21 protein-coding genes and 2 tRNA genes are annotated in these 26,604 nt (G+C 60.3%); 4 read left to right on the top strand and 19 right to left on the bottom strand.

Going from position 1 to position 26,604, the window contains the following annotated elements; genetic code table 11:
• Positions 1-618: 618 nt before the first annotated feature.
• The 4 genes from OC605_RS16665 to OC605_RS16680 form a co-directional block, all read right to left on the bottom strand.
• A complete protein-coding gene (locus OC605_RS16665; RefSeq protein WP_262138271.1) occupies positions 619-1,914 on the bottom strand; it encodes a virulence factor family protein in 1,296 nt (431 codons plus the stop codon).
• Positions 1,914-4,553 carry a bifunctional lysylphosphatidylglycerol flippase/synthetase MprF gene (mprF, locus tag OC605_RS16670; protein ID WP_262138273.1) on the bottom strand — a complete coding sequence of 880 codons (2,640 nt, stop codon included), beginning with the start codon at positions 4,551-4,553 and terminating at the stop codon, positions 1,914-1,916. Before mprF ends, OC605_RS16665 begins: the two co-directional genes overlap by 1 nt.
• Positions 4,554-4,832: 279 nt before the next feature.
• A tRNA-Met gene (locus OC605_RS16675) sits at positions 4,833-4,909 on the bottom strand.
• A gap of 217 nt (positions 4,910-5,126) precedes the next feature.
• A tRNA-Met gene (locus OC605_RS16680) sits at positions 5,127-5,203 on the bottom strand.
• 279 nt (positions 5,204-5,482) lie between these two features.
• On the opposite strand from OC605_RS16680, the gene dinB reads away from it, so the two are divergent.
• Positions 5,483-6,544 carry a DNA polymerase IV gene (gene dinB / locus OC605_RS16685; protein WP_262138275.1) on the top strand — a complete coding sequence of 354 codons (1,062 nt, stop codon included), beginning with the start codon at positions 5,483-5,485 and terminating at the stop codon, positions 6,542-6,544.
• Between the two features lie 124 nt (positions 6,545-6,668).
• On the opposite strand, the gene OC605_RS16690 is transcribed toward dinB, so the two are convergent.
• From OC605_RS16690 to OC605_RS16705, 4 genes are all read right to left on the bottom strand, one after another.
• Positions 6,669-7,622, bottom strand: coding sequence for a hypothetical protein (locus OC605_RS16690; protein WP_073475925.1), 954 nt, complete (start codon positions 7,620-7,622; stop codon positions 6,669-6,671).
• 17 nt (positions 7,623-7,639) lie between these two features.
• Positions 7,640-9,355, bottom strand: coding sequence for a proline--tRNA ligase (locus OC605_RS16695; RefSeq protein ID WP_024011894.1), 1,716 nt, complete (start codon positions 9,353-9,355; stop codon positions 7,640-7,642).
• 129 nt (positions 9,356-9,484) lie between these two features.
• Positions 9,485-11,044, bottom strand: a complete 1,560-nt coding sequence (locus OC605_RS16700) for an AmpG family muropeptide MFS transporter (RefSeq protein WP_024011895.1) — start codon at positions 11,042-11,044, stop codon at positions 9,485-9,487.
• A gap of 43 nt (positions 11,045-11,087) precedes the next feature.
• Entirely contained in the window at positions 11,088-11,441 is a 354-nt protein-coding gene (locus OC605_RS16705; protein WP_016771391.1) for an MGMT family protein, read from the bottom strand.
• Between the two features lie 165 nt (positions 11,442-11,606).
• Between OC605_RS16705 and OC605_RS16710 the strand changes: the two genes are divergently transcribed.
• Positions 11,607-12,614 carry a DUF481 domain-containing protein gene (locus OC605_RS16710; protein WP_024011896.1) on the top strand — a complete coding sequence of 336 codons (1,008 nt, stop codon included), beginning with the start codon at positions 11,607-11,609 and terminating at the stop codon, positions 12,612-12,614.
• Between the two features lie 50 nt (positions 12,615-12,664).
• On the opposite strand, the gene OC605_RS16715 is transcribed toward OC605_RS16710, so the two are convergent.
• Complete coding sequence (locus OC605_RS16715; RefSeq protein WP_225927669.1) at positions 12,665-14,119, bottom strand: toxin-antitoxin system YwqK family antitoxin; 1,455 nt, start codon at positions 14,117-14,119, stop codon at positions 12,665-12,667.
• Positions 14,120-14,249: 130 nt separating this feature from the next.
• Complete coding sequence (locus OC605_RS16720) at positions 14,250-14,459, bottom strand: cold-shock protein (RefSeq protein WP_002554837.1); 210 nt, start codon at positions 14,457-14,459, stop codon at positions 14,250-14,252.
• 355 nt (positions 14,460-14,814) lie between these two features.
• On the opposite strand from OC605_RS16720, the gene dcd reads away from it, so the two are divergent.
• Entirely contained in the window at positions 14,815-15,381 is a 567-nt protein-coding gene (gene dcd, locus OC605_RS16725; protein ID WP_007940589.1) for a dCTP deaminase, read from the top strand.
• Positions 15,382-15,488: 107 nt separating this feature from the next.
• The gene (locus OC605_RS16730) at positions 15,489-15,698 is read left to right on the top strand and encodes a hypothetical protein (RefSeq protein WP_016771389.1); all 210 of its coding nucleotides are present in this window, start codon (positions 15,489-15,491) and stop codon (positions 15,696-15,698) included.
• A 44-nt stretch (positions 15,699-15,742) separates the two neighbouring features.
• On the opposite strand, the gene pdeM is transcribed toward OC605_RS16730, so the two are convergent.
• The 9 genes from pdeM to OC605_RS16775 all read right to left on the bottom strand — a co-directional run bounded on the left by pdeM (position 15,743) and on the right by OC605_RS16775 (position 26,363).
• On the bottom strand, positions 15,743-16,396 hold the full coding sequence (gene pdeM, locus OC605_RS16735) for a ligase-associated DNA damage response endonuclease PdeM (protein WP_410056006.1): 654 nt from the start codon (positions 16,394-16,396) through the stop codon (positions 15,743-15,745).
• The gene (locus OC605_RS16740; RefSeq protein ID WP_262138280.1) at positions 16,393-18,882 is read right to left on the bottom strand and encodes a ligase-associated DNA damage response DEXH box helicase; all 2,490 of its coding nucleotides are present in this window, start codon (positions 18,880-18,882) and stop codon (positions 16,393-16,395) included. The genes pdeM and OC605_RS16740 overlap by 4 nt, the downstream gene beginning before the upstream one ends.
• A 193-nt stretch (positions 18,883-19,075) precedes the next feature.
• Complete coding sequence (locus tag OC605_RS16745) at positions 19,076-19,840, bottom strand: ABC transporter ATP-binding protein (RefSeq protein WP_122610663.1); 765 nt, start codon at positions 19,838-19,840, stop codon at positions 19,076-19,078.
• A 12-nt stretch (positions 19,841-19,852) separates the two neighbouring features.
• The gene (locus OC605_RS16750) at positions 19,853-20,971 is read right to left on the bottom strand and encodes a succinylglutamate desuccinylase/aspartoacylase family protein (protein WP_125925230.1); all 1,119 of its coding nucleotides are present in this window, start codon (positions 20,969-20,971) and stop codon (positions 19,853-19,855) included.
• Between the two features lie 27 nt (positions 20,972-20,998).
• Positions 20,999-21,709, bottom strand: coding sequence for an ABC transporter permease (locus OC605_RS16755; protein WP_150743349.1), 711 nt, complete (start codon positions 21,707-21,709; stop codon positions 20,999-21,001).
• Positions 21,706-22,434, bottom strand: a complete 729-nt coding sequence (locus tag OC605_RS16760) for an ABC transporter permease (RefSeq protein WP_016771383.1) — start codon at positions 22,432-22,434, stop codon at positions 21,706-21,708. The genes OC605_RS16755 and OC605_RS16760 overlap by 4 nt, the downstream gene beginning before the upstream one ends.
• Positions 22,435-22,490: 56 nt before the next feature.
• Positions 22,491-23,273 (bottom strand): transporter substrate-binding domain-containing protein, encoded by a 783-nt coding sequence (locus OC605_RS16765; RefSeq protein ID WP_024011901.1) that lies wholly within the window; start codon positions 23,271-23,273, stop codon positions 22,491-22,493.
• A 370-nt stretch (positions 23,274-23,643) separates the two neighbouring features.
• The gene (locus OC605_RS16770) at positions 23,644-25,332 is read right to left on the bottom strand and encodes an ATP-dependent DNA ligase (RefSeq protein ID WP_262138285.1); all 1,689 of its coding nucleotides are present in this window, start codon (positions 25,330-25,332) and stop codon (positions 23,644-23,646) included.
• Positions 25,329-26,363, bottom strand: a complete 1,035-nt coding sequence (locus tag OC605_RS16775) for a ligase-associated DNA damage response exonuclease (protein WP_262138287.1) — start codon at positions 26,361-26,363, stop codon at positions 25,329-25,331. Before OC605_RS16775 ends, OC605_RS16770 begins: the two co-directional genes overlap by 4 nt.
• Between the last annotated feature and the right edge of the window lie 241 nt (positions 26,364-26,604).

Consider the following 26,604-nt stretch of genomic DNA (forward strand, 5'->3'; position numbering starts at 1 on the left):
GCCCGAAAGCGTCCCACGCACAGCTGCCATAACACAGGGACTCGGACGGGATTTCGGCTGAGTCGTGTCGGGTGCGCTGTTGCGCCTTATTCCACCGGGTTACCAAGCCCGATCGCTGAATGGGTCAGCGACGTCCGGAGAGTATCCCGTCGAAAAACAGCGCAATAGAGCGGCACAGCGCCCCAACAAGAGTTTCGGAGTTTGCCTACAAGGTCTGTGGGCGTCATCTGATATTGCGAGACTGGAAGTAAACGAAACTAAACGTTGCTGGCGATTTTGTGGGTATTTGTTCGGTAGATGAATGGGTGTGGAGTTGATGATTCGATAATGCCAATCATGCAGGTGTCCACGTTTTATGGAATGTGGACACTTGGCGTTTTTATCTTCCTGAAGAGTCAAGAAATTTACGAGCGTCGGCACAAAACCGCTGAATTTAGCGCAATTCCCCTGTGGGAGCGAGCCTGCTCGCGAAGACGTAGTGTCAGTCGACGAATCTGTAAACTGACCCACCGCTTTCGCGAGCAGGCTCGCTCCCACCAGAGATTTTGTTCGCGGCTGGAATGTAAAAAGCCCCCGTAACTGCGAAGTTGTGGGGGCCTTTTGTGGATGCGGCTCAGATCACTCTTCGGCGACCGAGTTCTTGCTCTGACGCTTCTCGATCAAGTCCACCAAACGCTTGGCCAGCGCCGGGTAGTTCTCGTCGAAGTGGTGGCCGCCAGGCAGCTTCACTGCCTCACCCACTGCCGTCTTGTCCGTGCAGCCGCTCTCGTCGGTTTCTTCTTCACCATAGATGCACACAACCTTGGCCGCTGGCAGTTTGGCCATTTCCGGGCCGGTGGCGGCTTCTTTACCAGCGTTGCCCAGCCAGCCTTCGACTTCGATTTCGAAGCTGCCGGTGCGGGCGAAGGCGAGCAGGATGATCGCGTCGACGCGTTGCTGTTCGTTCTCTGGCAGGCGGTTGTAGATCGCCGGGAGGACGTCAGCGCCGAACGAGTAGCCGGTGAGGATGAAGCGCTTGGTGCCCCATTTCTGCCGGTAGTGCTGCATCAGTTCGGTGAGGTCGAGTGCGCTTTGCTCCGGGCTCTTGTGCTGCCAGTAGTAGCGCAGGGTGTCGATGCCGACCACCGGGTAGCCGATCTTGGCCATTTCCCCGGCCACGTCGCGGTCGAGGTCACGCCAGCCGCCGTCGCCGGAGAGGAACAGGGTAACGGTGTCGTTGGCCTGACCGGCCGGCACTTCCACGACCGGGATCGCCAGGCCGCCGTTGGCCTTGTCGCCACCGACGAGGATTTTGCGCAGTTCGTTGTTCAGCACTTGCGGCAGGTTGATGTCGTAGTCGCTGATGCTGGTTTCGGCGTTCGGCTGATCGCGCACGAAGCCTGCGCTGGCGTCGTCCGGGTTGTCGTTCCACGCCACCAGCCAGTGGCCGTGGGCGGCGGATTTCGGCAGCAGGTGGGTGCAGCCGGGCTTTTCCAGAGCCAAGTCGACGGAGATGGCCTGGGCCTTGTCGTCTTTCTGTTCCGCCAGCCAGCGCCACGCCAGCACAGCGCCTGGGCCGATGCCGCTGACCAGAGTGGCCGGGCCATTCAGTTCACGCAGGCCTGATTGCAGGGCGCGGCTTTGCAGCAGGCAGTCCTTGGGCAGAATCACCTGAACGATCTGCGCCGAAGCGCTGCGGCTGAGGGTGGTCAGTTGTTTCTCGGAGAGCTTCTGTTCGTCGTTGACGGCCACCAGCACCTGAGCCTTCGGCTTGCTGCCGGGGATCACGCGGGTCATGGCTGTGCCATCGGCGGGTTTCAGTTGTTCGACGGTCGGTTCCGGTGCCGGACGTTTGAGGTACCAGTAACCGCCGCCGGCAATCACGGCCAGCACCAGCAGGGCGGCCAGGATGTACTTCAGGGAGCGTTGAATCATCAGCGTTTCACCAATCCAGTCAAGCCGCCCGCGATCAGGGCGGCAGTGTCGGCCAGCGCCACGAGCGGATCGAGTCCGGCGGGCACGGCCATATAACGGGGTTCCCAGTCAGGCTGGAACTTGTCTTTGAAGCGGCGCAAGCCTTGGAAGTTGTACAGTTGCTCACCACGGCGGAAGACCATCGAGCCCAGGCGCTGGGTCAGTGGTGCGCCGCGCCGGGGTTGCAGCCCCGACAACGGCACCATGCCCAGGCTGAAGCGCGCGTATCCGTGACTCTTATAGTGTTGAATCAGGCCGACCATCATGAATTCCATGGTCAGCTTCGGCGCTTCCGGGTGCGCGCGCATCAGGTCGAGACTGGCCAGATCGTGGCTGTAGGTCTCGAGCAGATTGGCGAACGCCACCGGGCGGCCTTCGAAGCGAATCACCGCAATGCGGAAATGCTTCAGGTAATCGTCGCTGAAACGGCCGAGGGAGAAGCCTTTCTCACGCACGTTCTTGCCCGTCAGCCAGGCATCGGAAATCACTTTCAGCTCGTCCATCGGCGCCTGCCCGGGCTCATGAATTTCCAGCGAAAGTCCATCGCGGGTACCACGGTTCCAGGTGTAGCGCAGGTCCTTCATCTCCTTGCCCTTGGCTTCCAGATCGAAGCGCAGCAGATCGACCCGGGCTTCTTCGCCGAGCTTGATCGCCGTCAGGCCGATGTCCATGTAGTACGGCAGGTTCTCCGCGCGCACTTGATAGAACACCGGGCGCGTGTGGTGGATGTCGCAGAGATCGCGGAACTGCCAGATCATTTCCGCACGTTGCTGGCTCGGCCCGATCGGGTCGTACAGCGCCACCAGACTGCGGCCACGGCGGGCGTACATCAGGAACGCTTCATCGTTGGGGTGAAACAGCAACGCCTTGTCACCGGTCAGCGCGAGGCCGCCATCGGGTTGCGACGAGGCCATGAGGATTTTTGCCGCGCGATCCAGTTCGTCCGGCGTCGGCAAATGGATCACCGGGCGCGCGGTGCGCAGCAGCCAGGTCAGCGAGATTATTACCAGCAACACCGCCGCACCGAGCAGCGAGCGCAGACCGCGCGGCGCGTCAGCGTCGAGGGTGAACTGCCACCACAGCTGATGGCTGTAGGGCACGTCCTGATAGGCGAACAGCAGCAACCAGGCCGAAGCGCCCAGCACGCAGAGACTGGCGACCAGATACAGCGGCGAAAACGGCAGTTCGGTCAAACGGCTCGGGCGATAGAAGGAGCGGCGGAACACGCCGAGCAGCGCGGCCGTCAACGTCATCAGCGTGGCTTCTTCCCAGTCAAAACCTTTGAGCAGTGAGAGCAGGGCGCCGACCAGCAGCAGAATGGTGGTCAGCATCCACGCCGCCGACAGGCGTCGGCGCAGGCCCTGCGCGAGTAACAGACAGAGGACGCCGATCAGGCTGGCGCCAAAGTGCGACGCATCGACCAGACGATGCGGGATCAGAAACCCGATGTGCTCCAGGCGCGTGTCGATCTCCGGGGTGGCGCCGGAAAACAGCAACCCCACGCCCGACAGGAACACCAGCACCGCCAGCACCGGCGCGGCCAGACCGGACGCCGCGCGCATGGTCTGGGATTGAAACAGGCGCTGGCCTTCGTTGATCAGCAGCAGTACGCAAGCGACCAGCAGCGGCAGCACCACGTAGATCAGGCGATACAGCAGCAGTGCGGCTGCCAGCGGCGCGGCGCCGAGCTTGTCGGCAAACGCGGCGAGCAGAATTGCTTCGAACACACCGACGCCGCCAGGTACATGGCTGAGGACACCGGCGGCGAGTGCCAGCAGATACACCAGCAGGAACGGCGCAAACGGCGGCGCTTCCGGTAGCAATAAATAGAGAACGGTGGCGGCAGCCGCGACATCGAGAGCGGTGATCACCAGTTGCAGAAAGGTCAGGCGCCGACCCGGCAGGCGCAGGGTGCGCCGCCCGGCACGGACCAGCAGATTGTCGGGGTAGGGTTGTTCCGGCAGGCGACGACGATAGATGCCGATCGCCAGCACCGCACCAAGGATCAATACGGCAGCGGCGACCGAGCCCAGCAAGAATTCGGACAGCCCAAGCGCTTGCGAGGCGGCGGGCAGGTTGCTCAGGGTGGCCAGCGCTGCCAGTGGCGGCAAGGCGCAGCCCAGCGAGAGGCTGGCAAATAGCGTCATGTGCGCAACTTCCGACGCACCGACGCCCAATCGCGCATATAAACGATAACGAACCGAGCCGCCGGACAGCAGCGACAGACCAATGGCATTGCCAATCGCAAAAGCGGTGAAGCCGCCGAGCGCAAGCGTGCGCGGCGGCAGTTTCACGCCAGCGTAGCGGCTGGCCGACCATTCATAGCCGAGCAGAATGATGAAACCGACCACGGTCGCGCCAATGGCGCCGAGCAGGGCCGGTTTCGGCACGTCCAGAATCGAGTCATGCAGCGCGTCGAGATCGAGCTCGGCGAGCAGATGGCGGCAGGCAATCAGGGCAATGGCAAACAGCAGCAACGTGACGGCCAGACCGATCGGCTGACGGTATTTGCTTAATCGATCCAGCCAGCGCAAACGCTCGGGTTTGATCGGTTGTTCTGCTGTAACGGTGTCTTGTGGATCAGACGAGTTGGCGCGCATCAATCACCTCTTGGATTGTGCGCGACAGGATGGAGGTATCCAGCCAAGTTACCAATCCCTGTAGAAAAAAATAATCACAAAATACTACGCCTCTCGTCGGGCATCGGCGAGGGCAGTTCCTGGATTGCAGATACCTTGTCCGCGACTCAAGCATAGTCGCAAGTCAGTGGTACTGATGATCCCCAGCGGTTCACTGCACAGTGACAGATCATTGTTGCGAAAGGACTTTTTCAACAGATACAAAAAAGGCCACTCTTTCGAGTAGCCTTTTTTGATGTTTGGTTGCGGGAGCCGGATTTGAACCGACGACCTTCGGGTTATGAGCCCGACGAGCTACCAGACTGCTCCATCCCGCGTCTGTGTGGCGGCATTCTACAGGCGAACGACGAGATGTCAACCGCTAATCCAGGAATGGGCCAAATAACTGCGAAATCGCGGCAAACGGTCGCAGGTGATGCGTAAGTTTCGGAAATGCAACGAATTGCCGTTTCGCCAGCGATTGAGCGGGGCGCCCCTTTGCAAAACAGACGCGCACAAAAAAGGCCACTCTTTCGAGTAGCCTTTTCTGATGTTTGGTTGCGGGAGCCGGATTTGAACCGACGACCTTCGGGTTATGAGCCCGACGAGCTACCAGACTGCTCCATCCCGCGTCTGTGTGGCGGCATTCTACAGACGTTCGCGAGCGTGTCAACCGTCGATCTGGATAAATCTGTTGAGGTTCAAGCGCTTAGCGTCTTTTCGCGGCGGTTGGCCGGCGCGCAGGGCAGGTAGCGCAAGGCTTTCAGCTCTATTGCACCTTGATCTGTGATTGAAAAAATAAATTCAGCGGAAATCTCCTACGGTCGGAAAAGAACATTCAACCACTGGTGCTATATACAGGTGCCAATGAGATACTGCCGCTCCGGCTTGCCACGTTGTCTTTTTCCGACATGACCCAGCGAAAAATCATCCACATCGACTGTGACTGTTTCTACGCCGCCATCGAGATGCGCGATGATCCGCGTCTGGCCGGCAAGCCGTTGGCGGTGGGTGGTTCGGCGGATCGGCGCGGGGTGATCGCCACCTGCAACTATGAAGCGCGCGCCTATGGTGTGCGCTCGGCCATGGCTTCCGGGCATGCATTAAAGCTGTGCCCGGACCTGACCATCGTCAAGCCGCGCATGGAGGCTTATCGCGAAGCTTCGAAAGAAATTCATACGATCTTTGCCGACTACACCGACCTGATCGAGCCGCTTTCGCTGGACGAGGCCTACCTCGATGTGTCGGACAGCGCGCATTTGGGCGGCAGCGCCACGCGCATCGCTCAGGACATTCGTCGCCGGGTCTCCAATCAGTTGCACATCACCGTTTCCGCAGGCGTTGCGCCAAACAAGTTTCTGGCGAAGATCGCCAGCGACTGGAAAAAACCCAACGGTTTGTTCGTGATCACCCCGGATCAGGTCGAGGAGTTCGTCAGTGGTCTGCCCGTGAGCAAGCTGCACGGCGTCGGCAAGGTCACCGCCGACAAGCTCGGCAAGCTTGGTATCGTTGACTGTCAGCACTTGCGCGAGTGGGGCAGGCTGGCGCTGGTGCGCGAATTCGGCAGTTTCGGCGAGCGCTTGTGGAATCTCGCCCGTGGAATCGATGATCGTTTGGTGCATAACGACAGCCGGCGGCAGTCGATCAGTGTGGAAAACACCTACGACGTTGATCTGCCGGACTTGCGCAGCTGCCTGGACAAATTGCCCGAGTTGCTCGATACCCTGAAAACCCGCATGGCGCGGATCGACAGCAGTTATCGACCGGGCAAGCCGTTCGTCAAAGTCAAATTTCATGATTTCACCCAGACCACGCTGGAACAGGCCGGGGCAGGGCGTGACCTGGGCAGTTATCAGTTGATGCTGACGCAGGCGTTCAATCGCGGCGGCAAACCGGTGCGGTTGTTAGGGGTGGGGGTGAGGCTGGAGGATTTGCGCGGCGGGTTTGAGCAGATGGAGTTGTTTGAGCGGTAGATTTGCGGTGCCTGGCAGGGGCTCTTCGCGAGCAGGCTCGCTCCCACATTGGATCTGCGTCGTTTACAGATCCCTTGTGGGAGCGAGCCTGCTCCGGGCGGCGTTCCGACGAAGCTTCTAAGCTTTAATTCGGTCCCGGATCAGCCACTAAACGCCCGGCATCCTTGGCCAGAGACTTGAGAAACTCAGTCTGCAACTCAGGATCATTGCGGGTCAGTTCGATCAGACTCTGCTCCAATTCGCTGGCTTCTTCTTCCAGGCCCAGCTCCGACAGGCGTTTGACCCGGTGTACCCACTGGCTCACCTCATCATCTTCCAGGTCGTCATAAATCAGCCCGTGCGCCTCGATCAACTTGCCGCGCAGGTGGCCGCTGAGCATCAGGGTCGAGTCGGTATGCACGTCGTCCTTGGCGTCTTCAACACTGATCTGCAAGCGGCCAACATGGTTGAGGTCATGTTCGGCGAAAGGGCTATCGAGCAGATTCAAGCGCAGCACACCGTTGCGGTCGGTGGTCATGTCGAACGTCTGCTTGCCGGCCTTGACCTGCACCGGTCGTTCGCTCCACGGCAGGCTCGAATACTCCGTGCGCTTGTCGCGCTGGACTTCGTCGATGCCCGCGAGGTTCTGCTGCGCGCGACCATTGGACTGCACGTTCATGAACGGGTTGAGCCCGGCAAAACCGTAGCTCAGCCAATCCTTGGTGACGCTGTCCGGCAGGTTACCGAGGGCAAACACGTTGACCACGTTGGCACCGACACCACCGACCACGGCCACCGCCCCCAGCGGAATCTCGTAGACTTCGCGCCAGGGTTGATAAGGCGTGTAGCGGTCGTAACGGCGGGTGACCTCGAACTCGGTGACTTCGAAAGTCTTCTGCTCGTTGATCTTCACGCGTCGCTGCGGCAGCTCGAGCACCTTGGGCTCGCCGACATCGATCTGCAGGCTGTGATCGAGCAGTTTTCGCTCGACCCGCTCTTCGTGCTCGCTGCGTTGCGACATGTGATTGGCGCAGCCGCTGACCAGCAGGGCGCCGCACAGGGCGGCGCCACCGAGGCCTAAGGTGTTTCGCTTGAACATGACGTCTCTATCTGGTTTCAGCGGCGGATACGGGCCTGAAGGAAGGACACAACATCGGCCACCGGCAGTGCTTGCGCCTCTGCTTCGGAACGACTCTTGTATTCCAGGTTGCCTTCGGCGAGGCCGCGGTCGCTGACCACGATCCGGTGTGGAATGCCGATCAGCTCCATGTCCGCAAACTTGATGCCCGGGCTGGTTTTCTTGTCGCGATCGTCCAGCAGCACTTCGAAGCCGGCCGCCGTAAGTTCGGCGTACAGCTTGTCGGTGGCTTCGCGCACCTGCTCGGTTTCATAGCGCAGCGGTACCAGCGCGATCTGGAACGGCGCCAGGGTGTCGCTCCAGATGATGCCGTTGGCGTCGTTGTTCTGCTCGATGGCAGCGGCGACCACGCGGGAAACGCCAATCCCGTAGCAGCCCATTTCCAGGGTCACCGGCTTGCCGTTTTCGCCCAGCACTTCGCACTTCATCGCCTTGCTGTACTTGTTGCCCAGCTGGAAGATGTGGCCGACTTCGATGCCGCGCTTGATTTCCAGCGTGCCTTTGCCGTCCGGGCTTGGGTCGCCGGCGACGACGTTGCGCAGGTCGGCAACGGTCGGAACCGGCAGATCACGCTCCCAGTTCACGCCGAAGTAGTGCTTGTCGTCGATGTTCGCGCCAATGCCGAAGTCGCTCATCATCGCGACCGAGCGGTCGATGATGATCGGCAGCGGCAGGTTCAGCGGGCCGAGCGAACCGGCGCCGGCGCCAATCGCGTCACGCAGTTCGGCATCGGAGGCCATCACCAGCGGGCTGGCCACGCCAGGCTGGTTGGCAGCCTTGATTTCGTTCAGTTCGTGGTCGCCACGAATCACCAGCGCGATCAGCTTGCCTTCTTCTTCGGCGTGGACGATCAGGGTCTTGATGGTCTTTTCAATCGGCAGATTGAATTTTTCCACCAGCGCCGCGATGGTTTTGGTGTCTGGCGTATCGACCAAGCGCAGTTCTTCGGTTGGCGCAGGGCGCGAGGTTTCCCGTGGCACCGCTTCGGCTTTTTCGATGTTCGCCGCGTAGTCGGAACCGTTGCTGAAGACGATATCGTCTTCGCCGGACTCGGCCAGCACGTGGAATTCGTGGGAGCCGGCGCCGCCGATGGAGCCGTTGTCGGCTTCTACCGGACGGAATTTCAGACCCAGACGCGTGAAGATGTTGCAGTAGGCTTCATGCATGCGGTCATAAGTGATCTGCAGCGACGCCTGATCAGCGTGGAAGGAGTAGGCGTCCTTCATGATGAATTCGCGGCCGCGCATCAAACCGAAGCGTGGGCGGATTTCATCGCGGAATTTGGTCTGGATCTGGTACAGGTTGATTGGCAGCTGTTTGTAGCTGCTCAACTCGTTGCGCATCAGATCGGTGATCACTTCTTCGTGGGTCGGGCCCGCGCAGAAATCACGACCGTGGCGGTCTTTGATGCGCAGCAGCTCAGGGCCGTATTCTTCCCAGCGCCCCGATTCCTGCCACAGCTCGGCCGGTTGGGTGCTCGGCATCAACACTTCCAGAGAACCGGCAGCGTTCATCTCTTCGCGAACGATGGCTTCGACCTTGCGCATGACTCGCAGGCCCATCGGCAGCCAGGTATACAGGCCCGAGGCAAGCTTGCGGATCATGCCGGCGCGCAGCATCAGCTGGTGGCTGATCACGACCGCGTCGGAAGGCGTTTCTTTCTGTGTGGCGAGCAAAAATTGACTGGTGCGCATGGTTGGCCGTTGTCGGTTGCTATGACTGGAAATGACGGAGCAGTGTACCGGCGAGTTTTGCTGACGTACAGAAGTGTGGCCGGCGGAAGGCGCCAGCGGCGGGATTCCTCCCGCCATTGGCGAAGCGTCCTACGATTCTTCGGTGACGGGCGTCGGTGCAGGCTCGGGCGTCGGTGTTTGTCCTTCGCGGCGGCGCTCCTGGAACCAGTGCAGCGCGATCAGTAGCAGCGTCGGTACGCCGAGCAGGGCGGTAATGAGGAAGAAGCTGTGATAACCGAACTTCTCGACCAGCACGCCGGAATAGCCGCCCATCAGGCGCGGCAGCAGCAACATGATCGAGCTGAGCAGGGCGTACTGCGTTGCGGAAAACTTCAGGTTGGTCAGGCTCGACAGGTAGGCAACGAACGCCGATGTCGCCAGGCCCGAGCTGAAGTTGTCGAGGGAAATGGTCACCACCAGCATCTGCAGGTTCGGGCCCATGTCCGCGAGCATGACGAACAGCAGGTTGGTCGCTGCCGAAGACACACCGCCGATAAACAGGATCGGCAGAATGCCGAAACGCACGATCAACAGGCCACCCATGCCGGCACCGACGAGGGTCATGATCAGGCCGAAAATCTTGCTGACACTGGCGATCTGATCCTTGGTGAAACCCTGGTCGATGTAGAACACGTTGGCCATCACGCCCATTACCGTGTCCGACATGCGATAGGTCGCGATCAGGCCCAGCAGCAACAGCGCCTGCCAGCGATAACGCAGGATGAAGTCATTGATCGGCGTGAGTACCGGCGCCAGTCCGCGTCGGCCCATGGCCGACAGGCACATGCCGGTGAGCAATATATAGAGGATGGCGCGCAGAAAGGCGCGGTCTTCGAGAAGTAGGTCGAGCGGGCTCATGTCACCGAACAGCACGCCAGCGAAATCGGTGTTGTATAGCTGGGTGAACATCGCCGGCACGGAAACCAGCAGAACGATCAGCACGAACACCGACATCAATTGATGCATGAACGTGTAGCGCCCGGCCTGCAACTGCGTGCGCAGCGGCACCGGTGGTTCACGCATGAACAGCGTGGTCAGCAGTGCGGGCACCATCAATGCGCCAAACAGTACATAGGTGCCGGTCCACGCCGCGTGCTTATAGTTGAAGCCGGTTGAGCCGAAACCTTCGGCGAAAAACAGCGCGCCGGCGGTGGCGAGCAGGGCGGCAACGCGGTAGCCGGACATATAGCTGGCGGCGAGCGCGGCCTGGCGGCTGTCATCGGCGATTTCCAGGCGATAGGCGTCGACCGCGATATCTTGGGTGGCCGAGGCGAAGGCGACGACGACGGCAATGGCGATCAGCCAGGACAAATGCTTTTGCGGATCACAGAAACCCATGCCGATCAGGCCGAGAATCACCAGTGCCTGGGAGAGCACCAGCCAGGAGCGGCGACGGCCGAGTTTGCCCAGCAAGGGCAGGCGCCATTGGTCGAGCAGGGGCGACCAGACCCATTTGAACGCGTACGCCAGGCCGATCAGGCTGGCATAGCCGATGGTTTCACGGGCCACGCCCGCTTCACGCAGCCATACGGAGAGCGTCGAGAACACCAGCATGTACGGCAGGCCGGCGGCAAAACCGAGCAACAACAGCACGAGCGTCGAAGGACTGGCATAGGCGGCGAGCGCGGCGCGCCAGGTTTTACGGGGCATGGGCTGAAGTCTGCCTCAAAATTGCGAAAACAAAGCGCGCACTCTAACCGCTGTGCTCTACCGGACGCCAGCCATGGCGCCGAATATCCACACGATTGTTCTGGACGGTGATGCCTTCCATGCGCAATCGCGCACGCTGTTCATCACCGGAAGGGCTGCCGACCGGCAGGCTGATGCGTCCGCCGGCGCCGAGCACGCGGTGCCAGGGCAGCTTGGTGTCGCCGGGCAACTGGCTCAAAGTCCGCCCGACCCAGCGCGCGGCGCGGCCCAGCCCGGCAAGTTCGGCTAACTGGCCATAACTGACGACTTTGCCTTCGGGCACTTGCGCGAGCGTCGAGTAGAGTGCCGTGCGTCGGATTTGCGCATCGTTTTCGACGCTGTCGAGTGGGTCTTTCACGTACGCGGCTCCTGAGCATTGGCGTGACGATGGCGACAAGGGTAATCGCTCGTGGCGCAGTTGAGAAATGAACTCAATTGAAATAGTCCGGTCAGTCCTTGTCATGGGCAAAATCCTACGGATAATGCCGACCCTTTTCGCCAACTCCGAGCCCCCGATCTGCTTATGTTCCCCAGAACCCTGTTGTGCCTTGCTGTTTTCAGCGCGTCCACGCCCCTGCTTGCCGACACCGTCTGGTTGAAAAACGGCGACAAGCTGAGTGGCACTATCACGGTATTCGACGGCGGCAAGCTGTTGATCCAGACCAAATACGCCGGCGCAGTGGCGATTGACTGGAAAGAGGTCAAGACCCTCGACAGCGATCAGCATCTGCTGGTGAAGCAGGACGCCTATGCCGGTGAAGTGTCGAAGTCGCTGACGGCGGCCGACGATGGCAAGGTCACCCTGGCCAACGGCGAGGCGCCGAAGACGGTCGAGCTGGCGAGCATTCAGCAGATCCTCAAGCCCAAGCCGATCGTCACCGACCTGGTATGGAAGGGCAACGTCGATCTGGCGCTGGACTATCAGCGCGCCGAAAAGGACACCGACGATTACGACGTTGCCTTCAAGACTTCGGCTCGCCATGGCCGCTGGCGCCATACCGGCGAGGGTGAGTACAACCGCGAAGTCCAGGATGCGGAAACCACCACCAACAACTGGCGCGCCGAATACTCTCTCGACCGTTTCCTCACCGATCAGTGGTTCTGGCAGGGGCGCATCAACTACAAGCGTGATCACATCGAAGAGCTGGCGCGTCAGCGCGTGGTCGGTACCGGTCCGGGCTACCAGTTCTGGGACGACGAACTCGGCGCGTTCTCCCTGGGCTCGTTGCTCAACCGCACCGATTACGAGTATCGCGATGGCAGCAAGGACAACTTCTATTCCGTCGCGATGAAGTGGGACTATAACCGCTACCTGATCGGCAAGAAGGTCGAGTTCTTCACCAATGGCGAAGTCGGCAAGCCGCTGTCGGGCGTTGCCGATTACGCGCTGGATGCCGAACTGGGCCTGCGCTACAAGGTCACCGACTGGGCCTCGCTCAACCTCAAGGCCGAGCGCGACATCATCAGCGGCACCAACGATGCGGATCTGAACAAGACCCGTTATACCGCAGGGTTTGGTGTGGCCTGGTAAGCACCTGCGCTAGAAAGGAGAAAGCCCCGTGATTGCGGGGCTTTTCATTGTCAGCTTTCTGCTTTGGTCTTGCTGACGGGAATCGAAACACATTCTCCCTGCCTGACGCCCATCTGGTATTGGCATTGGTAGCTAAGGCTGCCGTCTTTCCTGAAGAAGCGCATCGGTCCATGCTCGGCGCCATCGATATAATCGGTAAATGAAGCCATCTCACCGTTTTCGTGCCATGTCGTGGATGATCCGTGAAGGTTGCCGTCTTTGTATTTTCGATGTTCTTTAAGCTGGCCGGTCGCGTACCACTGTTTGAAGTCGCCCTGTTGGCGATGTTTTTCATCCCACTGCCACTGCAAGGTTTGCCTGCCTTGCTCATTCCATTGCTCATAGCTTCGTTGCACACCGTCCCTGTAAAACTGTTTCTCTTTGACTGTCCCGTCGATGAAGTAAGTGGTTAGCCAGCCATCTGGCTTGCCGTCGACATTGGTGCGGGAGGTCTCAACGGCTCCATTATCAAAATAATGATTATTTGGCCCTTGGGATTTGCCGTTGATGAAAACGGTTTCGTACCTGATCTGTCCATTCGAGTGGTATCCAAGGGCAGGGCCGTGGAGAACGTCATTTCGATAACTGCTGCGCCCGATCAGCGTCCCGTCCTCGTCATATTCCAAATACTCGCCATCTACATGCTTGCCCAGATGCCAATTGTAGGACTCAGCGATTTTGCCATTTTCGTGATAGATAAATTGCCAACCCTCGAGATGGTTGTTGAGGTAGTTTTCACGCTTGATGACGACCCCTTGTTCGGAATATGTCAGCGCCTCGCCCTGACGCAGGCCGTTAGCATCATTCTGGTAGGTCCGGCGGGGTTTTCCGTTTCGATAGTAAGCTTTGTATGTCAGAACGGGTTTCGCTGAAGCGAAGTCTTCTCTGTCGACGTAATGCTCGCTGCGTAGACTTCGCGTGTCCCGGTAAAAAATTTGTGCTTGCCACGCCTGTTTTTCTTCGTCATAGGACATTGGCATTTTCAGGTAGTACAACGCCAGGCCTTCGCCGATCGGCTTGAGGTGCTCGTCCAGATAAAGCTTGTCGTCTGCCAGAGGGTTCGTCAGGTCTGCGCACTCCTCAGGAGTGCAGGGGCGTACCTTTTCGAAGAAGGCGCGTTTTCGCTCGCAAGCGGAGAGCGTCAGAATCAGGGGGATTTTTTGGTCGATCAAGTCTTGGACTTCGCCGAGCGCTCGTCGAAATGATTCGTTCGGAATGCCCAATGATTCTGGCGTCAAATAGACCTCGTTGCTCCCGCAGGCGTGAGGAGTCGAGAGCGTCAGGAGCGCTGCGCCTCTGAGTTGCATCGAAGAGTGGCCATTGACTTCTGGTCCTTTCGCCAGATATGTCGCACGAGGGTTCATGCCGAGAATCACCGTCGGATGATCAGATTTGGTCTCTGCATTCAGAGGGGGGGCGAACGCCAACAGCAACGCGTTGAATGTGTTCCAAGAGATGAATTGCATCCTGCTTCTTCCATGTGATTCCAGGGCGCGGATCATATAGAGCGGAGGCAAAAAGAGGGGCAAACAAAATATACAGACACAAAAAAGCCCCGCTTTTAAGGGCGGGGCTCTTTTCTAAAGAAGCTACAAGTTAGATAACTTGTACTTCTTCAGCTTGCATGCCTTTCTGACCGCGGGTAGCGATGAAAGAAACCTGTTGGCCTTCTTTCAGGCTTTTGAAGCCGTCGGATTGGATAGCTTTGAAGTGAACGAACAGGTCGTCACCGGATTGTGGAGTGATGAAGCCGAAGCCTTTTTCATCGTTGAACCACTTAACGGTACCGGTTTGGCGATTAGACATGGTGTAACTCCTTGAACAAAGATAACTGCGACTCAGGAAGAACCCTGGCCGAGACTGAGTGCAAAGAGCAGGAAAAATTCTTGTAGATGGTTGGATCGAAATTCAACATATCGTGTAGAGATTCTCAGTGACACAAGCAACACAGTGACGCCACCTTAACCCTTTTTCCGGAACGTGCCAATGTTTCTTGCAAAGGATTCTGTGTTTTAGGGATCGGCGGTGCGACGGCTCGTCGCCACAGCGCGTAAATACCGGGTGTTTGCCCAGGATTGCGTTGCGCACTTTGATCGCGGCGACGCGCCCGGTAAGATGCCGGACAGAATTTTTCCACCTCGCTATTCAGGACAAACCCGCCATGAGCATCAAATCGGACAAGTGGATTCGCCGCATGGCGCAGGAACACGGCATGATCGAACCGTTCGTCGAGCGCCAGATGCGCGGCAGCGACGACAGCCGGGTGATTTCCTACGGCGTGTCGAGCTACGGCTACGACGTGCGTTGCACCAACCACTTCAAGGTGTTCACCAACATCAACTCGGCCATTGTCGACCCGAAGAACTTCGACGCCGGCAGCTTCGTCGACATCCACAGCGACGTCTGCATCATTCCGCCGAACTCCTTCGCCCTGGCCAGCACCGTCGAATACTTCCGCATTCCACGCAACGTGCTGACCATCTGCCTGGGTAAAAGCACCTACGCGCGCTGCGGCATCATCGTCAACGTCACTCCGCTCGAGCCTGAGTGGGAAGGTCACGTGACCCTGGAATTTTCCAACACCACCAACCTGCCGGCGAAAATCTACGCCAACGAAGGTGTGGCGCAGATGCTCTTCCTCGAATCCGATGAAGAATGTGAAGTTTCCTACAAGGATCGTGGCGGCAAATATCAGGGCCAGCGTGGCGTGACCTTGCCGCGTACCTGATCGACTATCCGACGGATGTCGGGAATTCTTTGGCGGGCAGACACTCTATGGGGTGTACTGCCCGTTTTTGTTACACACAGATTCGGGCCTTCACTGAGGAGTGCCCTATGAAGATCGACCCGCGAATCAGCGCTGAACTGGCAAGGCTTGAGCCCAATCAGATAGGCGTTCTGGCTTGGTCGTTACTGGCGAATCCGTCTTTGAGCCTGTCCGGCGGCGTGCCCGGCCAGCCCGATCCCGATACTCCCAACGAACAACCGACCGAACCAGGCGAACCGACGCTGCCGGATGAGCCGCCGCCGGCGCCTGTTGCCTGATCCACTGTCATGAATATGGCCCGTCAGTCTGATCGATTTGCGATCTAGCTGACGGGCCATATTTCGTTGTCGCCGATCACGAAGACCTTGCAGCTGTCATCGCGCTCGACCTGATAGCCGCCGGTAAACGCACCGAATGCCGGCATCAGGCTGATGCGTTCACCCAACCTGAAGCAGGCCAGGCGCAAGCTTTGCCGACCCTTGCCGTGCAATCGATAAACCGGGTGTACGTGGCCAGCGAGCACATGCCGCTCCGGATGCGCATCGGGCTCATGCTGCAAGGCAAACGGCCCGAGTAACAGCGGTTCTGGCACCACGCGCATATTCAGCGAGGCCGGCGGGTCGCCTGCGCGTTTGTCATGGTTGCCGCGAATCAGCGTCATCGGCAGGTCAGCGTGGCGCGCTCGCCATTCTGCCAGTGCGTTCAGGGTGGTCGGGACATGTGACCCGGGGCCATGCAGAAAGTCGCCGAGGAAGATCAACTGGCGACACGGCAGCCGCGCCAGCAACGCGTCGATCACCTCGATGTTGCTCGCCGTCGTGCCATGCGGCACCGGCTGGCCGAGGCTGCGATAGGCCGCCGCCTTACCGAAATGCACATCGGCGATCAGCAATGCTTCCTGCGCTGGCCAGTACAGCGCTTTCTCCGGCAGCAGCCATAACTCCTCACCGGCCAAACGTACCGGGTAGGCACTCACGACGATTTTCCGTTATCAGCGGTTTTTTCCAGGTCACCGACCATTCTTCTGATCCTGTCAGCCAGTTTTTCCGAACTCATGCTCTCGCGCATCCGCTCCACCAGCAGCGGAAAGCCCAACGGTGTAGGACGTTTAACCTGATGCACGTCGAGTTTCATCTGATTGATGCGCTCCAATGTCTGTTCCAGACGACGAATATCCAGTTCCTCGCGTAGGACTTCTTCCCCAGCCTGGGCCAGCAGCAGGTTGTCGGCGTCGTATTGTTTGAACACCTGGAAAAACAAGCCACTCGACGCCTGCACCTGGCGGGTACTCTTTGGTGCGCCCGGATACCCGGCGAAGACCAGCCCGGCGATCCGCGCGATTTCGCGGAAGCGGCGCAACGCCAGCTCACCGGCATTGAGACTGGCGAGCACATCCAGCAACAAGTCATCGGCGTTGAACAGCTGAGCGTCGATATGCGCGGCCCAATCCACCGGCGTGGCGCTGAGCAGCTCCAGGCCGTAGTCATTCACGGCAATCGAGAAGGTCACCGGTTGCCGCTGACTGACGCGCCACGCCAGCAGGCTCGCCAGTCCCAGATGCACTTGGCGCCCGGCGAATGGATAGAGGAAAAGATGCCAGCCTTCGCGGGATTTCAGTACCTCGGCGAGCAGATTTTCCGTGGTGGGCAAGCCGGACCAGCGTATCTGCGTCTCCAGCAGCGGCCGCAGCGCGTGCATTTCCGGGCCGTTGAACTGACCTTGAGCAGCGGCGCTGAAGCGCGTCACCACTGCTTCGGCCAGTTCGTTGGATAACGGCATGCGCCCGCCATTCCAGCGCGGCACGGCGGCTTTTTTTGCGGTGCTGCGTTTGACGTAGGCGGTCATGTTTTCCACCCGCACCAGTTCCAGCAGGCGGCCGGCGAAGAGGAAACCATCGCCGGGTTTCAGCCGGGCGATAAAGCCTTCCTCGACGCTGCCCAGCTGTTTGCCGCCGCCGCCCTTGCTCCAGAATTTCAGGTTGATGCTCGCGTCGCTGACGATGGTGCCGATGCTCATGCGATGGCGCCGCGCCAGGCGCGCATCCGGCACGCGCCAGACGCCGTGTTCGTCCGGCTCGACCCGGCGGTAATCCGGATACGCTGTAAGAGACATCCCGCCATGGCGAACGAACGCCAGCGCCCAGGCCCAATCCGCCGCTGTCAGGTCGCGATAGGCCCAGGCGCCTCGGACTTCTTCGTACAAGTCTTCAGGAATAAAGCCACCGCCAAGGGCCATGCTGACCAAATGCTGGACCAGCACATCCAGCGGCTTGTGCGGTGACAGACGCGGCTCGATGCGCCGCTGTTCGACGGCATCCCGTGCGGCAACCGCTTCGATCAGTTCAAGGCTGTGGGTCGGCACCAGCGTCACCCGCGAGGTGCGCCCCGGCGCGTGGCCGGAACGCCCGGCACGTTGCATCAAGCGCGCGACGCCTTTCGCCGAGCCGATCTGCAGCACGCGCTCGACCGGGAGGAAATCCACACCCAAGTCCAGGCTCGAAGTGCAGACCACCGCTTTCAACTGGCCATTCTTCAACGCCTGCTCGACCCAGTCGCGGGTATCGCGTGACAGTGAGCTGTGGTGCAGCGCGATCAACCCGGCCCAGTCCGGCCGCGCTTCCAGCAGCGCCTGATACCAGATCTCCGATTGCGCGCGGGTGTTGGTGAACACCAGGCTGCTGGCGCAGGCGTCGAGTTCGGCCACCACCTGCGGCAGCATCTTCAGGCCGATGTGGCCGGCCCAGGGAAAACGCTCGATGGCCGGTGGCAGCAGGGTGTCGACTTGCAGGGTTTTTTCGCTTTTGCCCTGAACACTGACGCCGCCGCCCTGTGGGATCAGCACTTGCTCGGCGTGGGATTGATTACCGAGGGTGGCGGACACGCCCCAAACGATCAGTTCCGGCTGCCAATGACGCAGGCGGGCGAGGGCCAGTTGCAATTGCACGCCACGCTTGTTGCCGAGCAACTCGTGCCATTCATCGACGACGATCATGCGCAGGCTCGACAACGCCGTGCGCGCATCGGCGCGGGCCAGTAGCAGAGTCAGGCTTTCCGGGGTGGTGATCAGCGTCGTCGGCAGACGTCGGCCCTGGCGGGCGCGTTCGCTGCTGCTGGTGTCGCCGGTGCGCAGGCCGATGCTCCACGGAATCTGTAAATCATCCACCGGGGTTTGCAGCGCGCGGGCGGTATCGGCGGCAAGAGCGCGCATCGGCGTGATCCACAGCACCGTCAACGGCTCGGCCGGCGGTTTGCGTTTGCGCGGTGTAGCCACGGGCGGTTGCAGGCGGGCGAAGCGGTTGAGCGCAGCAAACCACACCGCATAGGTTTTACCGGCGCCGGTGCTGGCGTGGAGCAACCCGGATTCGCCGTTTTTCACCGCCGCCCACACCTGTTTCTGAAAGGCGAACGGCTTCCAGTCGCGGGCGCTGAACCAAGTTTTTGCAAAGTCGGGGGATTTCGCCATGCCGGCTGCGTGCGCTCTGGAGGTGTTGTTTCAGAGACAGCGAAGCGGGGGGACAAGTTTAACTTTGTCGGTCGATGGATTCCCCCTGTGGGAGCGAGCCTGCTCGCGAATGCGATGTCTCATTCAACATTGATGTTGATTGATAAACCGCTTTCGCGAGTAGGCTCGCTCCCACACAGGGCGGGGGCCAACCTTATTTAAGATTGCCGCTGAGGAACTGCTTCAGGCGTTCACTCTTGGGATTGCCCAGCACGGCTTCCGGCGCACCTTCTTCTTCCACCAGACCCTGATGCAGAAACAGCACCTGATTCGACACCTTGCGCGCAAAACTCATTTCGTGGGTGACCATGATCATCGTCCGACCTTCTTCGGCCAGGCCCTGAATTACTTTCAGCACTTCGCCGACCAGTTCCGGATCTAGTGCCGAGGTCGGTTCGTCGAACAGCATCACTTCCGGTTCCATCGCCAGTGCCCGGGCGATCGCCACGCGTTGTTGCTGGCCGCCGGACAGGAACGCCGGGTATTGATCGGCGACCCGCGCCGGCAAGCCGACTTTGTCCAGATAACGTCGGGCGCGATCCTCGGCTTCCTGTTTGCTGCAGCCCAGCACCCGGCGCGGGGCCATGGTGATGTTTTCCAGCACGGTCATGTGGCTCCACAGGTTGAAATGCTGGAACACCATTGCCAGCCGCGTGCGCAGGCGTTGCAGTTCATCGGCGTCGGCGACGTGCATGCCGTGCCGGTCGGTGACCATGCGGATCGCCTGGCCATCGAGGCTCATGGCGCCGTCATTCGGTTGCTCGAGGAAATTGATGCAGCGCAAAAAGGTGCTTTTGCCCGAGCCGCTGGCGCCGATCAGGCTGATCACGTCGCCGGTTTTGGCCTTGAGCGAAACGCCTTTGAGCACCTGATGATCGCCATAGCTTTTGTGCAGGCCTTCAACGGTCAGTTTGTACATGGACGAGCATCCTCAAGGCGAAAGTAGGTAGCCGCTGCGATAGGCTTCGGCGCCCGCGACGTGGGCGATGACCATGCCGGCAGTGGCCATGCGCCGCAGCGAGCGCGCATACAGCAGGCCGGCGGCGGTGCAATGAATGGGGGTGACCTTGTCGTGGACCGGGTCGATGATTTCGGCGATCTGCTGGCCGGCTTCCAGGTATTGGCCGGGTGTGGCGCAGTACACCAGCAGGCCGCCGACTGGCGTGGTCACCGGTTCGACCCCGGCCAGCGGCGTGGGAGGGTACGGCAGTGGCGGTTGCGGCTTGGTCTCGCCGACGATGGCATCGAACTGGATCAGATAGTCGATCAGCGCCTGACAATCGCGGCTGGCCAGCGGGTGGTTGACGTCACCCTGGCCGCGCAATTCGACGGTCACCGAGAAGCTGCCCAGCGGAATCTCGAACTGCTCGCCGAAGCGCTCGCGCAGTTGCCACCAGAGCAGGGTGAAGCATTCGTCGAACGACTGCCCGCCGGAATCGGTAGCGAGCAGACTGGCCTGCGCTTCGATATAGCGCGCCAGTGGCTCGACCTGTGGCCAGGCCTCGGGCGTGGTGTACAGGTGCACCACCGATTCGAAGTCGCAGTGCAAGTCCAGCACCATGTCGGCATCGCAGGCCAGGCGTTGCAGGGTCAGACGCTGGGATTGCAGTTGTGTGGTCGGCGTCTGGCGGGCGAGGGCGTTGCGCAGGCTGGTGCGGATCAGTTCGAGGTTGTGCTGCGCGTCGTCGTTGAGTTGGCCTTCGATGGCGTTGCCGATTTCTTCGCTGAGGTCGACGAACCAGCGATTGAAGTTCTGCCCGCTCTCCAGGTCGTAACGGCCCAGCGGCACGTCCATCAGCACTTGTTCGAGGCCGACCGGGTTGGCCACCGGCACGAGGACGATTTCGCTGCGCAGGCGGCCGGCAGCTTCCAGCTCGGCCAGACGCTGCTTCAGGTGCCAGGCGACCAGCATGCCCGGCAGTTCGTCGGCATGCAGCGAGGCCTGAATGTACACCTTGCCCTTGGCCTGCTGTGGGCCGAAGTGGAAACTGTGAATCTGCCGTGCGGTCCCCGGCAGCGGGGCCAGCAAGTCATGAATCTGGTGGCGCATTGTTATCTCTTTATTGTCAAACCGGTGCTAGTGAGTCGGCCCGAGGAAGGCCAGCCAGCGGCGTTCGGCAAGGCGGAACAGACCGACCAGCGCAAAAGTAATGGTCAGGTAGATCAGCGCGGCGATGCCGAATGACTGGAAGGTCAGGAAGGTCGCCGAGTTGGCATCCCGCGCGACTTTCAGGATATCGGGAATGGTCGCGGTGAACGCCACGGTGGTCGAATGGAGCATCAGGATCACTTCGTTGCTGTAGTAAGGCAACGAGCGGCGCAATGCCGACGGCATGATCACGTAGGCGTACAGCTTCCAGCCGGTCAGGCCATAAGCCTTGGCCGCTTCGACTTCGCCGTGGTTCATGCTGCGAATCGCCCCGGCAAAAATCTCCGTGGTGTACGCGCAGGTATTGAGCGCGAAGGCGAGGATCGTGCAGTTCATCGCGTCGCGAAAGAAACTGTCGAGGATCGGCTGTTCGCGCACGGCGGCGAGGCTGTAGATGCCGGTGTAGCAGATCAGCAACTGGATATACAGCGGCGTGCCACGGAACAGGTAGGTGTAGAACTGCACCGGCCAGCGAATGTAGAAGTGCGGCGAGACGCGGGCAATCGACAATGGGATCGAGACGACGAAGCCGATGCAGATCGAGGCGCTCAGCAGCCACATCGTCATCGCCAGCCCGGTGATGTTCTGGCCGTCGGTATAAAGGAAGGCGCGCCAATATTCCTGGAGAAGTTCGATCATCGTACGGCCTCCCGGGCACCGGCGGCGTAGCGGCGTTCGAGCCAGCGCAGGATGAAGTTCGAAGCACTGGTAATCAGCAGATAGATCAAGGCGGCGAGGACCAGAAAGTAGAACAGTTGATAGGTGCTTTTACCGGCGTCCTGCGCTGCCTTGACCAGATCGGCGAGGCCAATGATCGACACCAGCGCGGTGGCCTTGAGCATGACCATCCAGTTGTTGCCGATGCCTGGGAGGGCAAAACGCATCATTTGCGGAAACACCACAAAGCGAAAACGCTGGCCACGTTTGAGGCCGTACGCGGTGGCGGCTTCGACCTGACCACGCGGCACCGCGAGGATCGCGCCACGAAAGGTCTCGGTGAAATACGCGCCATAAATGAAGCCCAGCGTCAGCACGCCGGCGCTGAACGGGTCGATTTCGATGTATTCCCATTCCATGTAGTCGGTCAGCGACGTCAACCAGGTTTGCAGGCTGTAGAAGATCAACAGCATCAGCACCAGGTCCGGCACGCCGCGAATCAGCGTGGTGTAGAGCTGCGCGGGCAGGCGCACCAATTTGACTTTCGACAGTTTGGCACTGGCGCCGAGCAGGCCGAGCAACACGGCCACCAGCAGCGACATCGCCGATAATTTGATGGTCATCCAGGTGCCTTGCAGCAGCAACGGGCCGAAGCCCTGCAGACTGAACGAGGCCAGCCCCAGATTTTGCAGGAGGGTTTCAAACATAAATCAGCAACCTGAGCGGATGGAAAAGGCGCCCATCGAGGATGGGCGCCGGGGCATTATTTGCCGCTGTACAGATTCAGGTCGCCAAAGTGTTTCTTTTGAATCTCGGCGTATTTGCCGTCGTCGTGTAACGCTTTGATACCTTTATCCAAAAGTGCTTTCAGCTCAGTGTTACCTTTCTTGATACCGATAGCGGTTTTCGACGGCAGCAATTCGCTGTCGACCGGCTGGCTGACTTCGTAACCTTCGCCTTTCGGCGACTTGAGGAAGCCCAGTTCGGCTTGCAGCATGTCCTGGATGGCTGCGTCGAGGCGGCCGGAGGTCAGGTCGGAATACACCTGATCCTGGTTCTGATAGGCCTGGGTTTTCACACCGGCCTTGTCCAGCACGGCTTTGGCATAGGCTTCCTGAATCGTGCCTTGCTCATAGCCAACGGTCTTGCCCTTCAGCGACGCGACGTCTGCGCTCAGGCCGGAGCCTTTCTTGAACACGTAAGCGGTCGGGCCGGAAAACAGTTCGCTGGAGAAGTCGATGACCTTCTCGCGCGCCGGGGTCACGGTCATCGACGAGATCACGCCGTCGAATTTGTTGGCCTTGAGGCCCGGAATCATGCCGTCGAAATCGCTTTCGACCCATTTGCACTTGACCTTCAGTTCGGCGCAGATCGCGTTGCCCAGATCGATATCGAACCCGACCAGGCTGCCATCGGCCGCTTTCGACTCGAACGGTGCGTACGAAGGGTCAACGCCAAAGCGCAGCTCTTTGTATTCCTTGGCCAGCGCGGAGCCGGCGGCCATGCACAACGCCAGTGCAGAAAGGGTCAGCAATGCTTTTTTCATTATTCAATCCCTAAGAACCAATATGAGCGCTTGTGGCGCAGAATTATTGTTACTGCAACGCTTACGACCTATAGAAAGTAGCAATTTCCGAACCAGAGTGCCGAACAGGTGTTTTAAAAGGTCGAGTGGAGACAGGCAAGGGTAGTTGAATGCCCGGAAACGGGCATTGCTGTTTGCATGCACTGTTTCGGTTCAAACGCGTAGTTCAGAGCAGTTGAAACTGTGGCGAGGGGATTTATCCCCGATCGGCTGCGCAGCAGGCGCAAAAACCTGAGTTCACGATTTCAGGGGGAAATTGCTGGGGGCCGCTGCGCAGCCCAGCGGGGATAAATCCCCTCGCCACAGGATTCTGCGATGTGTCGAGAATGAATCAGGCCAACAAGTCTTGCAGGGTAGCGAGGCTGTCGGCTTCTTCGACGGTCTTGTCCTTGCGCCAGCGCAGCATGCGCGGGAAGCGCACGGCGATGCCGCTCTTGTGTCGGCGCGACAGGGCGATGCCTTCGAAGCCGAGCTCGAACACCAGGCTCGGTTTCACGCTGCTCACCGGGCCGAATTTTTCCACCGTGGTTTTGCGCACGATGCTGTCGACCTGACGCATCTCTTCATCGGTCAGCCCCGAATACGCCTTGGCGAACGGCACCAGCGAGCGCTGGCTGGATTCCGGCGGGCCGTCCCACACGGCGAAGGTGTAATCGCTGTACAGGCTGGCGCGACGGCCGTGTCCACGCTGGGCATAAATCAGTACCGCGTCGACGCTGAACGGATCGACCTTCCACTTCCACCACACGCCCATGTCCTTGGTCCGGCCGACGCCATACAGCGAATCGCGCGCCTTGAGCATCATGCCCTCGACGCCGAGTTTGCGTGACGCTTCGCGCTGGCGGCCGAGGTCGAGCCAGTCTTCGCCGTTCAATACCGGGGAGGGCAGCAGTACCGGGCTGTTGCAGCGCGCGATCACCTCTTCGAGTTGCGCCCGGCGCTTGACCTGCGGCTGGTTGCGCCAGTCTTCGCCCTGCCATTCCAGCAGGTCGTAGGCCAGCACTACCACCGGCACTTCTTCGAGAATCTTCTTGTCGAGGGTCTTGCGACCGATGCGTTGCTGCAGCAGGGCGAACGGTTGCACGGCCGGCGGCTCATCGGATTGCGGATCGAAGGCATCTTCGGTGGTCGGATGGGTGCTCTTCCACACGACGATTTCGCCGTCGATCACCGTGCCGTCGGGCAGGCCGTGGACCAGCACATCGAACTCGGGGAAGCGCTCGGTCACCAGTTCCTCGCCGCGCGACCACACCCACAGCTTGCCGTCGCGCTTGACCACTTGCGCGCGGATACCGTCCCACTTCCATTCCACCTGCCAGTCGCTGGCGGGGCCGAGCAGAGCTTCGAATTCCTCGACCGGTTGCGCCAAGGCGTGGGCAAGAAAGAACGGGTAGGGCTGGCCGCCGCGCTGGGCATGTTCGTCGGCGGATTCCGGGGCGATCAGTTTCAGATAGCTGGCGGCGTTCGGCCGGTTTGACAGGTCCGTGTAACCGACCAGGCGCTGGGCCACGCGTTTGCTGTCGAGCCCGGCCATTGAGGCGAGGGCGCGGGTGACCAGCAACTTCGAAACGCCGACGCGGAAACTGCCGGTGATCAGCTTGATGCACAGCATCAGGCTCGGCCGGTCCAGTTGCGCCCACAACATTGGCAATTGGCGCGCCAGGTACTCCGGCGTTTCTCCGCGCAGTGGCAGCAGCTTGTCTTCGATCCATTCGGCAAGACCGGCCTCGGAGCTGTGGGAATTTTCCGGCAGTACCAGAGAAATGGTCTCGGCCAGATCGCCGACGGCCTGATAGCTTTCTTCGAACAGCCATGGCTCCAGTCCCGAAACTGCGACCGCCAGCTCACGTAGGATGCGCACCGGTACCAGTTGTCGCGGCCTGCCACCGGAGAGGAAATACACCGCCCATGCGGCATCTTCCGGCGCGGCCTGCGCGAAGTAAGCCTGCATCGCCGCCAGCTTGGCGTTGCTCGACGTGGTGGCGTCGAGTTCGGCATATAACTCGGCGAAGGTTTTCATGGCGATGTCTCGGCAACGGTGGGTTCGCTGGCGATGTTGTCGTCTTCGTCATCGCCGTATTCGGTGGTGAAGCCTTGTGCATCGAGGCCCTGTTCGCGCAGATGGCGCACGAGCACGGCGATCGAGCCGTGGGTGACCATCACCCGTTCCGCGCCGGTCTGGTTGATCGCCCACAGCAGGCCGGGCCAGTCGGCGTGATCGGAAAGGATGAAACCGCGATCGACGCCGCGCCGCCGCCGGGTCCCGCGCAATCGCATCCAGCCGCTGGCGAAGGCATCGCTGAAGTCGCCAAAACGGCGCATCCACGTGCTGCCGCCCGCCGATGGCGGAGCAATGACCAGCGCCTGGCGCATGATCGGATCGCTTTTTTTCACGTCGCCCGCATAAATCGTCGGCGGCAGGTACACGCCGGCATCGCGGTACACACGGTTCAACGGTTCGACCGCGCCGTGGCTGAGGATTGGGCCAAGGGTTTCGTCGATGCCGTGGAGAATCCGCTGCGCCTTGCCGAAGGAGTAGCAGAACAGCACGCTGGCCTTGCCGGCGGCGATATTGGCCGCCCACCACTGATTGATCTCGGCGAAGATCTGCGCCTGCGGCTGCCAGCGATAGATCGGCAGGCCGAAGGTCGATTCGGTGATGAAGGTGTGGCAGCGCACCGGTTCGAATGGGGTGCAGGTGCCATCCGGCTCGACCTTGTAATCCCCCGATGCGACCCAGACTTCGCCGCCGTATTCAAGGCGCACTTGCGCTGAACCGAGGACATGCCCGGCGGGGTGAAAACTCAAGGTCACGCCGTGGTGGGTCAGGCGCTGGCCGTAGTCGAGGGTTTGCAACTGAATGTCCTGACCCAGACGCGCGCGCAGAATCCCGGCGCTGGCGCTGCTCGACAGGTAGTGCTGATTACCGGTGCGCGCGTGATCGCCATGGGCATGGGTGATCACCGAACGCTCGACCGGCCGCCACGGATCGATATAGAAATCCCCGGCGGGGCAGTAGAGACCTTCAGGTCGGGCAATAACAAGATCCATGTCGTGACCGGAATGGGGGGCTTGTTAGCTATGAGGCGGGCGTGAGGCTGGAAGTTCGATCGGCTTTAAAGCGCTACCCTCACCCCAGCCCTCTCCCAGAGGGAGAGGGGGCCGACCGAGGTATCTGGTGAGGTACATCGACCTGGGGGACCGAGTTGAATATTGATCCGGCACAGCCTTGAGCCTGATCCAATATTGGATTCACCGTCTCTCTTTCAGGTCGGCGCAAGACCCAAGCATC

Source organism: Pseudomonas sp. Marseille-Q5117 (assembly GCF_946901175.1).
GTDB lineage: Bacteria > Pseudomonadota > Gammaproteobacteria > Pseudomonadales > Pseudomonadaceae > Aquipseudomonas > Aquipseudomonas iranensis.

Coding starts and splice junctions, on each gene's coding strand:
- OC605_RS16665 (WP_262138271.1), bottom strand. CDS start 1,914: ATGATTCAACGCTCCCTGAAGTACATCCTGGCCGCCCTGCTGGTGCTG.
- mprF (WP_262138273.1), bottom strand. CDS start 4,553: ATGCGCGCCAACTCGTCTGATCCACAAGACACCGTTACAGCAGAACAA.
- dinB (WP_262138275.1), top strand. CDS start 5,483: ATGACCCAGCGAAAAATCATCCACATCGACTGTGACTGTTTCTACGCC.
- OC605_RS16690 (WP_073475925.1), bottom strand. CDS start 7,622: ATGTTCAAGCGAAACACCTTAGGCCTCGGTGGCGCCGCCCTGTGCGGC.
- OC605_RS16695 (WP_024011894.1), bottom strand. CDS start 9,355: ATGCGCACCAGTCAATTTTTGCTCGCCACACAGAAAGAAACGCCTTCC.
- OC605_RS16700 (WP_024011895.1), bottom strand. CDS start 11,044: ATGCCCCGTAAAACCTGGCGCGCCGCGCTCGCCGCCTATGCCAGTCCT.
- OC605_RS16710 (WP_024011896.1), top strand. CDS start 11,607: ATGTTCCCCAGAACCCTGTTGTGCCTTGCTGTTTTCAGCGCGTCCACG.
- OC605_RS16715 (WP_225927669.1), bottom strand. CDS start 14,119: ATGCAATTCATCTCTTGGAACACATTCAACGCGTTGCTGTTGGCGTTC.
- OC605_RS16720 (WP_002554837.1), bottom strand. CDS start 14,459: ATGTCTAATCGCCAAACCGGTACCGTTAAGTGGTTCAACGATGAAAAA.
- dcd (WP_007940589.1), top strand. CDS start 14,815: ATGAGCATCAAATCGGACAAGTGGATTCGCCGCATGGCGCAGGAACAC.
- OC605_RS16730 (WP_016771389.1), top strand. CDS start 15,489: ATGAAGATCGACCCGCGAATCAGCGCTGAACTGGCAAGGCTTGAGCCC.
- OC605_RS16740 (WP_262138280.1), bottom strand. CDS start 18,882: ATGGCGAAATCCCCCGACTTTGCAAAAACTTGGTTCAGCGCCCGCGAC.
- OC605_RS16745 (WP_122610663.1), bottom strand. CDS start 19,840: ATGTACAAACTGACCGTTGAAGGCCTGCACAAAAGCTATGGCGATCAT.
- OC605_RS16750 (WP_125925230.1), bottom strand. CDS start 20,971: ATGCGCCACCAGATTCATGACTTGCTGGCCCCGCTGCCGGGGACCGCA.
- OC605_RS16755 (WP_150743349.1), bottom strand. CDS start 21,709: ATGATCGAACTTCTCCAGGAATATTGGCGCGCCTTCCTTTATACCGAC.
- OC605_RS16760 (WP_016771383.1), bottom strand. CDS start 22,434: ATGTTTGAAACCCTCCTGCAAAATCTGGGGCTGGCCTCGTTCAGTCTG.
- OC605_RS16765 (WP_024011901.1), bottom strand. CDS start 23,273: ATGAAAAAAGCATTGCTGACCCTTTCTGCACTGGCGTTGTGCATGGCC.
- OC605_RS16770 (WP_262138285.1), bottom strand. CDS start 25,332: ATGAAAACCTTCGCCGAGTTATATGCCGAACTCGACGCCACCACGTCG.
- OC605_RS16775 (WP_262138287.1), bottom strand. CDS start 26,363: ATGGATCTTGTTATTGCCCGACCTGAAGGTCTCTACTGCCCCGCCGGG.